Origin of the sequence: Pseudomonas rhodesiae (genome assembly GCF_013285305.1) — a bacterium.
Classification (GTDB): Bacteria; Pseudomonadota; Gammaproteobacteria; order Pseudomonadales; family Pseudomonadaceae; genus Aquipseudomonas; species Aquipseudomonas rhodesiae.
In genome coordinates, this window is sequence record NZ_CP054205.1 from 3,942,029 (window position 1) to 3,957,322 (window position 15,294).

At 62.3% G+C, this 15,294-nt stretch carries 11 protein-coding genes; 1 reads left to right on the forward strand and 10 read right to left on the reverse strand.

Annotated elements, in window-relative coordinates:
- Positions 1-8: 8 nt before the first annotated feature.
- The 3 genes from gspF to HRH33_RS17755 all read right to left on the reverse strand — a co-directional run bounded on the left by gspF (position 9) and on the right by HRH33_RS17755 (position 3,246).
- Positions 9-1,211, reverse strand: a complete 1,203-nt coding sequence (gene gspF / locus HRH33_RS17745; RefSeq protein WP_167418466.1) for a type II secretion system inner membrane protein GspF — start codon at positions 1,209-1,211, stop codon at positions 9-11.
- Positions 1,208-2,926, reverse strand: coding sequence for a type II secretion system ATPase GspE (gene gspE, locus HRH33_RS17750; RefSeq protein ID WP_047882628.1), 1,719 nt, complete (start codon positions 2,924-2,926; stop codon positions 1,208-1,210). The genes gspF and gspE overlap by 4 nt, the downstream gene beginning before the upstream one ends.
- 92 nt (positions 2,927-3,018) lie before the next feature.
- Positions 3,019-3,246: a hypothetical protein gene (locus tag HRH33_RS17755; RefSeq protein WP_034099010.1), complete on the reverse strand. Its 228-nt coding sequence runs from the start codon at positions 3,244-3,246 to the stop codon at positions 3,019-3,021.
- Between the two features lie 507 nt (positions 3,247-3,753).
- On the opposite strand from HRH33_RS17755, the gene HRH33_RS17760 reads away from it, so the two are divergent.
- Entirely contained in the window at positions 3,754-6,504 is a 2,751-nt protein-coding gene (locus HRH33_RS17760) for a glycoside hydrolase family 3 C-terminal domain-containing protein (RefSeq protein WP_034136902.1), read from the forward strand.
- A 58-nt stretch (positions 6,505-6,562) separates the two neighbouring features.
- Here HRH33_RS17760 and HRH33_RS17765 read toward each other — a convergent pair whose 3' ends face one another.
- From HRH33_RS17765 to HRH33_RS17795, 7 genes are all read right to left on the reverse strand, one after another.
- Complete coding sequence (locus tag HRH33_RS17765; RefSeq protein WP_167418467.1) at positions 6,563-7,177, reverse strand: TetR/AcrR family transcriptional regulator; 615 nt, start codon at positions 7,175-7,177, stop codon at positions 6,563-6,565.
- Positions 7,178-7,243: 66 nt separating this feature from the next.
- Positions 7,244-8,854 carry a gamma-glutamyltransferase family protein gene (locus HRH33_RS17770; protein WP_173603535.1) on the reverse strand — a complete coding sequence of 537 codons (1,611 nt, stop codon included), beginning with the start codon at positions 8,852-8,854 and terminating at the stop codon, positions 7,244-7,246.
- Between the two features lie 36 nt (positions 8,855-8,890).
- On the reverse strand, positions 8,891-9,670 hold the full coding sequence (locus tag HRH33_RS17775; protein ID WP_034136899.1) for an amino acid ABC transporter ATP-binding protein: 780 nt from the start codon (positions 9,668-9,670) through the stop codon (positions 8,891-8,893).
- 2 nt (positions 9,671-9,672) lie between these two features.
- On the reverse strand, positions 9,673-10,449 hold the full coding sequence (locus HRH33_RS17780; protein WP_167418469.1) for an amino acid ABC transporter permease: 777 nt from the start codon (positions 10,447-10,449) through the stop codon (positions 9,673-9,675).
- Between the two features lie 11 nt (positions 10,450-10,460).
- Entirely contained in the window at positions 10,461-11,267 is an 807-nt protein-coding gene (locus HRH33_RS17785; RefSeq protein ID WP_123479068.1) for an ABC transporter substrate-binding protein, read from the reverse strand.
- 61 nt (positions 11,268-11,328) lie between these two features.
- Positions 11,329-11,997, reverse strand: a complete 669-nt coding sequence (locus HRH33_RS17790) for a GntR family transcriptional regulator (RefSeq protein WP_047882629.1) — start codon at positions 11,995-11,997, stop codon at positions 11,329-11,331.
- 288 nt (positions 11,998-12,285) lie between these two features.
- Complete coding sequence (locus HRH33_RS17795; RefSeq protein WP_040268852.1) at positions 12,286-14,691, reverse strand: TonB-dependent receptor; 2,406 nt, start codon at positions 14,689-14,691, stop codon at positions 12,286-12,288.
- Positions 14,692-15,294: the final 603 nt, after the last annotated feature.

The window sequence follows — 15,294 nt, forward strand, 5'->3', positions numbered from 1 at the left end:
TTGTGGGTTCATATATTGCTGGTCAGGCTCATCAGCGGCAGCATGATCGCCAGCATGATCACCGCCACCAGCACCGCCATGACCACGGTCAGCGACGGCACCAGCGCGGCTAGCAAGCGGTCGATGCCGCGCTTGGCTTCGACGTCGAACACATCGGCGACCTTGAGCAACATGCCGTCCAGGTCGCCGGCCTGTTCGCCGACTTCAATCATTTGCAGGGCCAGGTCCGGTAGCAGCGGCTCGGCGCCGAACGCACTGGCCAGGGTGCCGCCGCCCTTGACCGACTCGGCGGCCTGGGCCACCTGGGCTTGCAGGGCGCGGTTGGTGCAGACCTGTCGCGCAATCACCAATGCTTGCAGCAGGGCCACGCCGTTGCTGAGCAAGGTGCCGAGAGTGCGCGCCAGGCGTGCGGCTTCGACCCGTTGCAGCAACGGGCCGATAACGCGCAGGCCGAGCACGCGACGGTCATAGCGTTCGCGGCGCTGGGGGTCGCGCAGGCGCGCGACCAGGCCCCAGACCGTTACGATCAGACCGGCCAGCACGGCTAATCCATAGGCGCCGAGAAACTGCCCAAGGCCCAGAATCACTTCGGTGATCAGCGGGATCGGCACGCCAAGGTCTTTGAAAATCGGCACGAATTGCGGCACCACATAGGCCAACAGCAGCGCCAGGGAACCGAGTACGCCGACCACCAGAAACGCCGGATAGATCAGCGCGTTGATCACCTCGCCTCGCAGCAACTGGCTACGTTCCAGGTAATCGCTGAGTTGACGCAGGGTGTTTTCCAGGGCCCCGCCCGCCTCACCGGCGCGCACCATGCTCAGGTACAGCGGCGAGAACTGCCCGCCCTCTGCTTCCAGGGCTTTGGATAACGGCTGGCCGGCCTTGACCTGTTCGCGGATGCGCTCGATCAGCGCGCGGGTCTGCGGTTGGCCGGGTTGCTTGAGCAGAATGCCGAGGGCGCGCTCCAAGGGTTGCCCGGCGCCGAGCAACGTGGCCAGTTGCTGGGTAAAGCTGACCAGGGCGGCGCCGTTGAGCTGGCCACGGCCCAGGGCTTTATGCAGGCCACTGAGGCCCGCAGGCTCGAGCTGCAGCACCAGCAGGCCGCGCTTTTGCAACAGGGCCACGGCGGTGGGTTGATCCTTGGCGTCGAGGGTGCCGTTGTGCGGCGCACCCTGAGCATCGAGGGCGCGGTATTTGAACAGGCTCACGTGCCCTCCCCACGCGTGACGCGCAGCACTTCTTCCAGCGAGGTGATGCCGGCCAGCGCCTGGCGCAAGCCTTCTTCGTGCAGGGTGCGCAGGCCGCTGCGGCGCGCCGCCTGTTCGAGGGTGGCAGCGTCGGCCTGGCGCATCAGCAGGCTGCGCAGTTCGTCATTCATCACCAGCAATTCGGTGATGGCGCTACGGCCGCGATAACCACCAATGCCGGGGCGATAGAGCACAATCGGACGTCGGTCCGTCAGGCGATCCAGGCCATGTTCCGCGATCAATTCAGGCGGTGCTTCGAAGGCTACGCGCGTGGCTGGGTCCAGGCGGCGCACCAGGCGCTGGGCGAGGATGCCGTTGACCGTCGAGGCGATCAGGTAGCTCTCCACGCCCATGTCCAGCAGGCGCGTGATACTCGCCGCCGCGCTGTTGGTGTGCAGGGTCGACAGCACCAGGTGCCCGGTCAACGACGATTGGATCGCGATGCGGCAGGTCTCCAGGTCGCGGATCTCACCGATCATGATCACGTCCGGGTCCTGACGCACGATAGAGCGCAACGCACCGGCAAAATCCAGACCGATGGCGGGTTTGACCTGGATCTGGTTGATGCCTTCGAGTTGGTATTCCACCGGGTCTTCCACGGTGATGATCTTGCGTTCGGCGGTATTGAGCCGCGACAGCGCGGTGTACAACGTGGTGGTTTTTCCCGAGCCGGTCGGGCCGGTGACCAGCAGAATGCCGTGGGGCCGCTCCAGCACATCGAGAAAAGTTTGCAGGCGCTCGCCGTCAAAGCCCAGGCTCTGGAAGTCGAAGCGTACGGTCTGGCGGTCGAGCAAACGCATCACCACCGACTCGCCAAAACTGGTGGGCACCGTGGACACCCGCAGGTCCAGCTCCTTGCCCTGGATGCGCAGCATGATGCGGCCGTCCTGAGGCAGGCGGCGCTCGGCGATGTCCAGGCGCGCCATGATCTTTACTCGGGAAATCACCGCCGCCGACGAGCTGGACGGCGGCGCTTCGGCGTCGTGCAGCACGCCGTCGATGCGGTAGCGCACCTTGAGTTGGTTCTCGAACGGTTCGATATGGATGTCCGAGGCGCGCTGCTCGACGGCGCGTTGCAGGATCAGGTTGACCAACCGAATCACCGGCGCTTCGGAGGCCATGTCCTTGAGGTGTTCGATGTCTTCCAAGGCGCCGCCCTGCTCATCAAGGTTTTCGATCAAGGTGCCCATGGTCGAACGGCCCTGGCCGTAATAGCGCTCGATCAAGGTATCGACTTCGGTGCGCGGCCCCACCGCCAGCCACACCGGCACCCCGCACGCATAGGCCAGGGCCTGGAACGCGTAGCGCTGCGCCGGGTTGGCCGACAGCACCGTCAGCCCGCCTTCTTGCCACCCCACCGGCACCACTTGGTAATGACGCATAAAGCGCTCGGTCAACACCGGCAACGGATCGAGCAGCGCGGGCGCGGCCTCCGCCAATAGCAGCGGCGCGCCGAGCAATTGGGCCCAGGCGCGCGCCAGTTCAACTTCGGAAACCAGCCCCAGGCGCGTGAGCAGGCCGAGCAATTCGTCGTCGGCGGACGCCTGGGCCAGACGGCGAGCGCGCTCCAGATCGACGGTTTTCAGGCCGGCGTGCCGCATCAGCCAGGCGCAGACCTGGTCGGTCTCCGGGAGGGGTGTCTGGCAGGCATCGATGGGCGTTGAAGGGTTGGACATGGGTGACGGTCTGAGGGGCTATGTGAGGGACTATGTTCAACAGGCCTGTGGGAATGGCGCTTGCCATCTCCCACAGGCGATCGGTTTTCCCGTTAGTTCGAGGTTTTCGGCGCGGCCTGGTGGCTGCTGTTCAGTGGGCGACCGCCCTTGGTGGTTTCGGCCTTTTGTTTCTTGGCGGCTTTGGCATCGTGGGTCTGGGTCAGCACCGTGGAATCGGCAGCGCCAGACTGGGCATCTGCATCGGTGGAGTCGGCGGCCATGGCCGCGCCACTCAATGCAACGCCCAGCACAATACCGGCACCCAACAGGGAAACTTTCATAAATATTCTCCAGATAAAAAACAGCGTTCGGCTCAAGCGGCGCCTTGACTAAGTTCAAGACCCTACACCAAAGCAGGATGTGTTACAGCCTGTATGAAACATGGCACTTTAGAACTATTGAGCAACGCCATTAGTTCGCCATGACTGCATATATTTTCTTAAACCAATCGACTTGTAGGTTTAACGTAAGTTCCAAAACGTAAGGAATTATTTCTTATTTTTCGCAAAAATTAGCTTTTATTTGACTTATAAGCGCAAGAATTGCCTTAATTGTGACGTTTTTGCGATTCAAAATGCCATGGCGTGATATCGCATAGACACCATCCACAAGAATAATTAATACAATTTCCAACTAATACGTCCGCGAATTTCGCCAAGTATTTGCAATTAGCCATCGGCTAAAAATTGCGATCAGGGGCAACTATTGCCCTTAAAAAGTGATGAGCGCGCAGCAAACCCTGTTGTTTAACGCGCCTATTGATTGAACTGTTGTTGTCGGAGAGACCCATGAGTAAACGCAAAAAGATCGGGGCGCAGTCGGCGCTCGCCCTGCTGGCCCTGGCGGTGTCCCAAGTGCATGCGGGCACCAGCCCGGCGCTGGACGAGGGACGAATGAGCCGCGCGGAAAAAGCGGCGGATAAAACCCTGGCGAAGATGACCATGGAGGAAAAACTTGCCTACATCGGCGGTATCGGTGGCTGGGACGTCAAACCCCTGAGCCAGTACGGCATTCCACAGATCCACGGCGCCGACGGTGGCGTGGGCGTGCGCTACACCAGCGAAGGCAATGCCCAGGGCGTGGTGTACCCGTCGGGCCCGAACCTGGCAGCCAGCTGGAACCCGCGCCGCGCCATCGACTTGGGCCGGGCGCTGGGTTATGACACCGCCAGCGGCGGCTATCAGTTCGTCACCGGCCCCGGTGTGAACCTGTACCGCATGCCGTACAGCGGCCGTGCGTTCGAGTACCTGTCCGGTGAAGACCCGTTCCTCGGCGCCAGCCTGGGTCCTGCGTTGATCAACGGTATCCAGTCCCGTGGCGTGTGGGCCAATGCCAAGCATTTCGCCGCCAACGATCAGGAAAGCAACCGCTTCCACCTCAATGAAATCATCAGCGAACGCGTGCTGCGCGAGATGACGTTGCCGCCGTTCGAATCCGCGTCCAAGAACAGCAAAGTTGCGATGATGATGTGCGCCTTCCAGAAAGTGAACGGCGAGTTCGCCTGCCAGAACAAGCACCTGATGCACGACATTCTGAAAACCGAATGGGGCTATCCGGGCTTTGTGCAGAGCGACTACAACGCCGTGGTCGATGGCTTGCCCGCAGCCCAGGCCGGCACCGATCTGGACATGATGGGCTACCAGATGAACAGCACGGTGCTCAAGCCGTACCTGGACAGCGGCGAGCTGAGCAGCGCGACCATTGATGACAAAGTGCGGCGCATCCTCAAGCAGATCTACCTGTACAAGTTCGACAGCAAGGCGCCGTTGACCAGCCACAACATGAACAGCGCCACCAGCAATCGCGTGGCGCTGAATGCCGCGCGCGAAGGCATTGTGCTGCTCAAGAACCAGAACAACCTGCTGCCGCTGGATGCCAAGAAGGTCAAGCGCATCGCCGTGGTCGGCAGCCTCGCCAAGTACGCGCCGCCCACCGGTTTCGGCAGTGCCAACGTGATGGCAGCCAACTACATCAGCGAGCTGAGCGGCCTGCAGCAATTGGCGCCGGGCGCAAAGGTGGAGTTTATCGACGGCCTGTCCCTGGACCCGGCCACCTCGAGCTGGACCCACGCCGACAGCGACGGCAACCCCGTCAAGGGCTTGAAGACCGAGTTCTTCAGCAACGCCAACTGGTCCGGCGACCCGGCCGCGCGCCGCACCGACCAGCATGTCGACCTGGACTGGTCCACCGACAGCCTGCCGGTCAACGGCGATACCGCCGCCACATCGATCCGCTACAGCGGCCAGATTACCCCGACGGTCAGCGGCGAGCAGGTGTTCAAGGTGCGCGCCGACGGTGCGGTGCGCCTGTACGTGAACGGCCAGAAAGTCCTCGATAACGGCGACGGCAAGCCGCTGCCCAACAACAGCATCCCGCCGACCATTCCGGTGTTTGCCAAGGTCAAGCTGGAGGCCGGCAAACCGGTCGACATCAAGCTGGAATACTCGCGTCGCAATGGCTACCTCTCGACCATGGGCGGCCTGGTGGGCGTGCAGATGAGTTGGGCTTCGTTGGTGGCGCCAAAGGACCTGGCCAACTACGACGCGGTACTGGTCGCGGCCGGTAACAGCAACGAGTACGAAGGCGAAGGCTTCGACCACAGCTTCGATCTGCCGGAATATCAGAACCTGCTGATTCAGAGCATCGCCAAGGTCAACCCGAACACCGTCGTCACCCTGCACGGCGGCACCGGGTTGAAGATGAGCGACTGGGTCGATCAGGTGCCGGCCGCGCTGCATGCGTTCTACCCTGGACAGAACGGTGGCCAGGCGTTGGCGGAGATCCTGCTGGGCAAGGTCAACCCGTCGGCCAAACTGCCGATCAGCATCGAACGCAATATCGAAGACAACCCGATCTACGCGACCTTCCCCAAGTTCGACAACCAGGAAACCCTGGACGAGATGAGCTACAAGGACGACCTGTTCCTGGGTTATCGCGGCTACGAGAAAAAGGGCATCAAACCGCTCTACCCGTTCGGCTACGGCTTGTCGTACACCACGTTTGGCTACAGCAATATCAGCGTCACCCCTGGGGTGGCGGTGGCCGGTGCGCCGATCAAAGTCTCGTTCGACCTGGCCAACACCGGCAAGGTGGGCGGCGCCGAAGTGGCGCAATTGTATGTGGGGCAGAACAACCCGAAAGTCGAACGCGCGCTGAAGGAACTCAAGGGCTACAAAAAAGTGTTCCTCAAGCCGGGCGAAAGCAAGCGCGTCACCATCGAGCTCAATGACCGCTCGCTGGCCTACTACGACGTGGCGAGCAAGCACTGGGTGGTGGACGCCGACAGTTTCACCCTGTCGGTGGGCGCGTCGTCCCAGGACATTCGCCTGAACGCCAAGCTGGTCAACCCGTTCCGCCAGGAACTGTCGACCGGCACCAGCAACCCGCTGCCACGTTCGGCGCTGAACTCGACGTTGCGTGAATCGACGGTCAAGACCGGCGGCGTGCTGCATCAAAACCAAGGCGACAGCGGCACCAGCGACGGTGATGGCTATGACATGAGTGATGACAGCAGCCAGGGCAGCGCTGCAGGTAACTGATCCAGCGCGGTCGGGTGTGGCTGGGCTTGCGCCCTCTCACACTTGACCCGCGTTCGGCTCAGGTTCTGATGGCCGCTTCGACCCGCGCAAGGTAGGTATCGAAGCGCGTCACCAGGTCCACCCGCTCGGGAAACCGCAGCCACTGGATCTGCAGGCCATCCATCATGGCCAGGATTTCTTCCACCAGCCCAGGGATGTCCACATCGCTGCGCACTTCCCCCGCCGCCACGAGATCGGCGAACTGTCCCTGCAAACGTCGTTGGATCCCCTCATAGCGTTGCTGGAACCAGGCCCAGGCCGGCTGTGCATCGAGCAGGCTTTCGGCATTGAGAATGGTGAACGCGCGCACTACCCCCGGCGCATTGGCGTTCGCGGCATTGATCGCCCGCAGGCTGCCGAGCAACCCGCACAGCGTCTTCTCGGCGCGCACTTGATCGGCGATCCGCTGATTAATCTCGTCACGCCGTTGCAGCACGCCCATCAGCAACGAGATCTTGCTGGGATAGTGATGCAGCAACCCCGCCACCGAGAGACCGGCAACCGCCGCCACCCGCGCCACGGACGCGCCGCTGTAACCTTCGCGGGAAAACACCTGCAAGGCCGCGTCCAGCAGCTCTTCGCGGCGTTTTTCACCTTTGGGGGCGCGACGGGTTTTAGGAGCGGGATCGGTCATGGGGGCATCCTGGGGGGGCAGGTATGCACCCTATCCAAAATGCCCATGAGCCGCAAATGGTGCGTCTTACCACACCGCGATATGCCCATCTGCCCGCGGCTCGGTGCCGCCGCATAACACCCCGCTGTGTGGGTCGCGCAGGATGATCTGCCCGCGCCCGTAATCGGTGAGGTCGCTGGCGATCTGCACCTGGTGACCGCGCCGCGCCAGGGCATTTGCCAACTCGCGAGAAGCGCCGTGCTCGACGCCGACATTCATATCGCCCAACCATTGCCAGCGCGGTGCATCCAGCGCGGCCTGCGGGTTGAGGCCGAAGTCCACCAGATTCATCACCATCTGCACGTGCCCCTGGGGCTGCATGTAACCGCCCATCACACCGAATGGGCCGAGGGCCTGGCCGTTCTGGGTGAGGAAGCCGGGGATGATGGTGTGGAAGGTTTTCTTGCCGGGAGCCAGGCAGTTGGCGTGGGTGGCGTCGAGGCTGAACTCCTGGCCGCGGTTCTGCAGGGCGATGCCGCTGTCGGGCAGTACCACGCCGGAGCCGAAGCCGTGGTAGTTGCTCTGGATGAACGAGACCATGTTGCCTTCGGCGTCGGCGGTGGCCAGGTACACCGTGCCGCTGGCGTGCGGGTCGCCAGGTTTGGGCGGTTGCGCCTGCTCGCCGATCTGCGCGCGGCGACGGCTGCTGTAGCGGTCGCTGAGCAGGTCGTCCACCGCCATGCGCATGTGCAGCGGGTCGGTGATGTAATGCAGGCCGTCGCTGTAGGCCAGCTTCATGGCTTCAAGCTGACGATGCCAGGTCTGTGGGCTGTCGCGGTGATCGAAGTGAAAACCTTCGAGGATTTTCAGCGCCATCAGCGCGACCAGTCCCTGGCCGCTGGGGGGGATCTCCCAGACGTCGACGCCGCGATAGTTAATGTGGATCGGCTCCACCCATTGGGCGCGGTAATCCTTGAGATCGCTGGCGCGCAGGTAACCGCCAGTGGCGCGGGCATGCGCGTCCAGGCGCTCGGCCAGGGCGCCGCGATACAGGCTTTCGCAGCGCGTGACGGCCAGTTCCTCCAACGTGCGGGCCTGGGCCGGATTGCGGAACATCTCGCCGGTTTTGGGCGCGCGCCCATCAATGAGGAAAGTGTCGAACCAGGCATCGAGCACCGGGTCGCGATGGGGGCTGAATTCGTTCACGGCCAGTTGCCATTGATGGGCAACCACCGGCGACACTGGAAAACCATCCCGTGCCAAGCGGATGGCCGGTTGCAGCAGCGCAGCGAAGGGCAACTTGCCGAAGCGTTGCGACAGCTCCGCCCAAGCCGACGGGCAGCCAGGCACTGTCACCGGCGTCCAACCGTACAGCGGCATACGCTCGTAGCCGGCTGCCTTGACCGCCTCGATACTCAACGCTGCCGGCGCATGGCCGTTGCCGTTCAGACCGTGCAGTTGGCCTTTGCACCAGACCAGCGCAAACGCATCGCCCCCCAGGCCACAGCCGGTGGGTTCAACTACGGTGAGCGCCGCCGCCGTGGCGATGGCGGCATCGATGGCATTGCCGCCCTGCTGCATGATTTCAATACCGGCCTGAGCGGCCAGGGGCTGGGACGCGGCTACCATGCCGCGATGAGCGAACACACTTTGACGCTGCGACGGATAGGGGTACTCATGGGCAGAGAAATTCAACATGGCAAAGGCTCTTGAATACGGGGGGTTGGCGTGCGTTCAGAGCACGCGACTGAGAAACGCTCGGGTACGCGGGTGGCTGGGATGACTGAAGATCTGTTCTGGCGGCCCTTGCTCGATAAGCTCGCCTTGATCGAGCACCACCACGCGATCAGCCACCTCACGGGCAAAGCCCATTTCATGGGTCACCACCACCATGGTCATGCCCTCCTCGGCCAGTTCTTTCATCACTTGCAGCACTTCGCCGACGGTTTCCGGGTCAAGGGCGCTGGTGGGTTCGTCGAACAGCATGGCCTGGGGTTTCATTGCCAGCGCGCGGGCAATCGCTACCCGTTGCTGCTGGCCCCCGGAGAGCATTGACGGGTAGTGGCTGGCCTTGTCCGCCAGGCCCACCCGCGCAAGCAAACCGCGCGCCTGTTCCAACGCTTCGGCACGCGGGGTGCCCAGCACCTGGATCGGCGCCTCGATGATATTTTCCAGCGCGGTCATATGGGGGAACAGGTTGAACCGCTGGAACACCATGCCGATGTCGCGGCGCTGACGGGCGATGTTGCGCTCCGAATCGCGCACCAGGCTGCCGTCGCTGCGTTCGCGGTAGCCCATGGCGCGGCCGTTGACGCGAATGCGCCCGGCCTGTATGTCCTCCAGCAGGTTGATGCAGCGGATAAACGTGGTCTTGCCGGAACCGGAGGCGCCGATCAGCACCACCACTTCGCCGCGCCGCACTTGCAGGGAGATGCCTTTGAGGATCTGCAGCGCGCCGAACGATTTGTGGATATCCAGCGCCTCAATGATCAGTTCTTCACTTTGATGCGCCATGGTTAACGTCCCCTCAGCAGTTTCAGGGCACTGCGACCGAACATGCGGCTGGCTGCCGGCGGCGGTGCAGACGGCCGGTCGGACTGGCTGAAGCGCACTTCAAGCCAGCGCTGGAAAAAGCCCCACAGCGTGGTCAGCGTAAGGAAGTACAACGCGACCACCAGGTACAACTCGAACACGCGGAACGTCGCCGAGGTGATCATCTGAGTGCTGAGCAGCAGCTCCTGCACGCCGATCACGCTGACCAAGGTGGTGTTCTTGAGCATCACGTTGAACTCATTGCCCAGGGGCGGCACGATCACGCGAAACGCCTGGGGCAGCACAATGCGCCGCATCAACTTGGCGAAGCCCATGCCCAGGGAACGTCCGGCTTCGTATTGGCCCTTGTCTACCGCGCCGATACCGGCGCGGATGATTTCGGCCATGTACGCGCCTTCGTTCAGGCCCAGGGCAATGATCGCCGCCTGGATATTACCGGGGACGATCAAGCCGAACAGCTCGATGTCCTCGAAGCGGAAAATCCCGCCCGCCGCCAATGCGGTGTACAGAAACACGATCTGCACCAGTAACGGCGTGCCGCGCATCAGCCACACATAAAAGCGTACCGGCAGGTGCAGCAACGGGTTGCCGGACAGCCGCAACAACGCCGCCGCCAGGCCCAGCACACACCCCAGCGCCATGGCCAGCACACTGATCAGGCAGGTCAGCCACAGCCCGGTGAGGTACACCCCGCTGGGCTGCAATAGGTACTGCCAGAACACATCCCAATTGAAGTTCATCGCGGCGGACCTCAGTCGAGTGTGTCGCTACTGACATGCCACTTGTTCAGTAACTGCACATAGCTGCCATCGCTGCGCATATCGCTGATCACCTGCTGCACGGCGGCCGTCAGTTGCGGGTCATCCTTGCGTATGCCCAGGCCGGTGAGGATGCGGCTGAACGCAGGCACGCCCTCCTGAAACAGGTCCGGGGCCATCGCCGCGTAATAACCGGCGGTTTCCACGGTGGTGCCGTAGGCGTCCACCTGGCTGATGCGCAGGGCCTGAAAGGCGTCGGTGTCGGTGTTGTACACCACTAGTTTCATCGGTGGCTTGCCGGCCTTGGTCAGGCTGTCGTTCTGCGTGTCCAGCAGGGTTTTGATGGTGGAGCCGTTGAGCACAGCCACTTTGTGCGCGGACAAGTCGTCCAGCGTCTTGATGCCCTTGGGATTGCCCTTGGGCACCACCACCGCTTGGCTGGAATACATGTAGTTGACGATGTCGATCACTTGCCGCCGCTCGGGCTTGTCGAACAGCTGATCAACGATCATGTCGCATTGCTGGGCCAGTAACGCCGGCACCAGCCCGGAGAACGGAATCACCTTCCACTGCACCTGCTTGTCGCCCAGGCGCTTGGCGATTTCCAAGCCCAGGTCCACGGTAAGCCCCCGGGGTTTCTGAGACTCATCGAAGGAGACCAGGGGCGGTGAATCCATGCCTGAGCAATAAGTGAGTTTGTCGACGTTGCGCAATCGCTCCGGCACCTGGGGCGCGGCAACGGCCCATTGCGTGCACAGACCGAGGGAGACAGCCACCAGCAAGGCGCGGTGTTTATGCATGACCAGACACTCCAGTTCGTGGAAAAACGGGGCAGGACTCAACGTCAAAACACAGTGGGTCTTATTGTTCTGTTTGCAGGAATTGGATCAGCGCCGGCACGGTGCCTTCGATGTGCTCACGCACCACGGCCTCGGCGCGCGCGGCATCGCCGGCACGAATCGCCTCCAGGATCACCGAGTGCTCCTGGCGCGCGCTTAGGGGTTTTTCGCCGTGCTGCAGCCACAGCCGCATCGGCGCTTCGACCAGGGAATACAACGCCGAAATCTGCTTCATCAAACGCGGCCTGCCGCTGAGGCTGCACAGGTATTCGTGGAAGGCGCGGTGTCGGCTGACCCACTCGGCGCTCTCATCGCGGTAGTCATCCATTTCATCCAGCAGACGCTCCAGCGCCGCCAACTGACGCTCGCCGATGCGGCCTACCGCCACGCGTACCGCCAGCCCTTCCAGGGCGCTGCGCATCTCGAAGACTTCGTGCAACTCATCAATGTCCAGGCCACTGACAATCGCGCCACGGTTGGGACGCAAAGTCACCAGCCCTTGGGCATCCAGACGGCGAAACGCTTCGCGCACCGGCATACGGCTCATGCCGATCTCGCTGGCGATGTCTTCGGCGATCAGGCGATCGCCCTTGCGCAAGCGACCGCCGCAGATGGCGTCGAGCAGGAAGTTATAAGCCTCCTCCTCGGCGGTCAGCGGCTGACGGTCAACGTAAGCGGGAGCAAATTGCATCAGCATCACCTTTTGTATTTTTGTATCCAATTATCCACGGATACAAACACAGCAGGATATGTGCCAGATGCACCCGGCAACGTTTAAGAGACTGATTTTGCACGAAACAGCGGCACGCCCCGTCGGTTAACAAGGGCTGCCGTGTGTGGAGGTGTGCTACCAAATGGCTCACAGATGGCACCGATTGTGAGCAGAACAGTGCCAGTAACACGCCGGGGAGGAGCGCTCGGTCAGGCAGTCCGACGGCGCTTACCCTTTTGCTTAACCCGTTGCAGCCCTCGCCGGGCGTTAAAAGTCGACGGTAGCCGACAGCAGATACGTCCGCGGTGTCGACAGGGTCAGCCCCGGCTCGCTGTCGTCCGAAGCGCCTGCCGAGCTCCAGTAGCGTTTGTCGGCGACGTTCTCCACGTTGGCGCGCAGGGTGATGTGTTTGTCGTCCACCTTGAATGCGTAACGGGCGCCGACGTCGATGCGGTTCCAGGCGTCGATTTCCTTGACGTTGGACTGGTCCAGGTACTGGGAACTGGAGTGGATGCCGCGGGTAGTCAGGGTCAGGCCTTCGAGGGTCGGTACGTCCCATTCGGCCCCGAGGTTGACGTTGTACTTGGGCGTGGCCGGCGCACGGTTACCGTCGAAGGTGCCGTTAGTGGTGTTTTTCAGTTCGCTGTCGATATACATCACGCCGCCCAGCAGGCGAACACCCTTGAGCGGCTCGCCGAATACACTCAGCTCCACCCCGTCGTTCTGGCGCTTGCCATTGGGACCGAACACGCGGGTGGTGGCGTTGGTCTCGTAGGCCGGCTGCTTGATGCGAAACACGGCGGCGGTCACCGCGAAGGCACCGGCGTCGTACTTGGCGCCCACTTCCACTTGGCGGCTGATGAACGGCGCGAAGATCTGATCTTCATTGACCGAGGTGGATGGCGCGATCTTGCCCTGGCTCAGGCCTTCCATGTAGTTGGCATACAGCGACAGTTTGTCGGTGGCTTTGAACAACAGACCGCCCGAGGGCGAGATTTTTTCTTCGTCGTAGGCGGTGTCGCCTTTGACGCCATTGCTCCAGTCGTCGACCTTGACCCGCTGCCAGCGCGCACCGAGGGTGAGCAACAGGCGATCATCGAAAAAGCCCAGGGTGTCGGACAACGCCAGGCCGCTGAACTTGTTTTCGGTGTAGACCTTGGCGTCCTGGCGCGTAGGCGTCGAAGGTGTCGGCGTTTGCACCGGGTCGTACAGGTTGCTCGGTGCCGCCGCATAACGCGCGCCGCCATTGGTGAAGTCCATATAGAAGTAGCTGGCCGCCAGGTTGACTTCGTGGCTCACCGGCCCGGTGTGGAACCAGTTGCGCACGCCGGCGGTGGCGGTGCGTACGTTTTCATCGCGGGTAAAATCCCGAGGCTGCACGCTGAAGGCACCGGCCGCGTTGGTGACGGACACCGCGTGGCGCAGGAAGTCGTGGTTGCTTTTGCGCACGCCGACGCCGCCATAGAGCATCACGTTATCGCTCAGATCGAACTCGCCGTTGAACGTGCCGAACGTGTCATTGGTGCGTGCCTTGCTCCAGGATTGCGCATAGTTGCGGCGCACATCGCTGGCCCGGGGCACCGGCGCGGCGGCGGCGACTTGCACGCGCTCCTGGGGCGCGTCGGTGTCGCGTTCGGTGTGGCCGATATCGGTGGAGAGGCGCAGGCGCTCGCCGCGGAAGTCCAGACCGAGCACGGCCATTTCACGGTCGACGCTTTGGTGATCCCACTCGGTATCACCGGACTGCTTCACGCCGTTGAAGCGCAGGCCGAACTGGTTATCCTCGCCAAAGCGCCGGCCCACATCCACCGCGCCGCCGGCCTGGCTGTCGGAGGCCCAGGTGCCGGTGAACGAGGTGATGTCCTTGTCGGTGGCGCGCTTGGGCACCACGTTGATACCGCCGCCCACGCTGCCTCGCGGCGAGATGCCGTTGATCAACTGGGTCGGCCCCTTGAGGATGTCGACGCGGTCGGCCATTTCCATATCGATGCTGTAGGTCGGCAGTACGCCGTACAGACCGTTGTAAGCCACATCGCTGTTGAACAGGCTGAAGCCACGGATGGTGAATTGCTCATAGCGCCCACCGGCCGGGTTGGTGGCGCGTACCGAGGGGTCATTGGCGATCAGGTCGCCCAAGGTGCGCGCCTGCTGGTTTTTTACGGTGTCCTGGGTGTAGGTGGTGATGCTGAAGGGCGTCTCCATAAAGTCGCGGGTGCCCAGCAAGCCCTGGGAGCCACGTCGCGCCACCTGGCCGCCGGCATAGCTGTCGCCGTCATACAGGCCGGTGGTGCCGAGGATGGAAGTGGGCGCCAGTTCAAGGCTGCTGCCATCCGGCTGGGGCACCAGCATGTAGGCCTGCTCGCCCATGGGTTGCAGCTGCAGGCCGGAGCCTTGCAGCAGGCGCGCAAAGCCCTCTTCCACACCATATTCGCCGGTCAGGCCTTGGCTGCTACGCCCGCTGACCAACGCCGGGTCCACCGACAGATTGACCCCCGCCAGCCCGGCAAACCGGGTCAACGCCGCGCTCAGGCTGCCGGCCGGCACCTGGTAGCTGCGGCGCGGCGCGCTGTCTTCGGCATAGCTGACGGGGACGAACAACGGGCTGGTACTCAGGCTCAGCAGCAAACTCAGTTTCAGCAACGGGCGCAAGCGCAAGGGGCGGACGACGGGCATTGGGGAAGCTCTCGATTATGTTCACTTGCCTGGAATGACAGGCGAGGTGAAAAAAAGGGACAGGCTTCACCCCTATTTTTTGTCGATGGCTATGCGCGCCATAAAAAGGATCAGGCGGGAAATCCGCGGTGAACATGCCTCATCGCCAATATTTTGTCTTCGCCTAACAGACTTCGCGTCAGCAGCGGATCTCAAAACCGCCGCCAGCAGTTTATGAGCCAACCTACTGCTCTGCCCCCACAACGACAGCACCGTCGGAGCGCTTCTCGCTAAAGCCGCCGACGCGATGTACCAAGCCACACCAAGCAGTGGAGACACCTGCCGTTTCAGTCGAGTACGCCGGCTAGCCGATCAGGGTTGTACAGGGCACAGGGGACGCTTTGATTGGCTTATCCATTGCCGTTGCGTAGCGCATGGGCGTGAGCACGGGTGGCAGTCGTGGGATATTTTTTGGGCATGAAAAAGCCCAACCTGGGTAGATTGGGCTAAGTCATTGAATGATATGGTCGGGACGGAGTGATTCGAACACTCGACCCCTAGCACCCCATCTCCTTTTTCATACTTCTTGAAAGACTCCAAAATTTTACTCTGGATTTCTCCAAG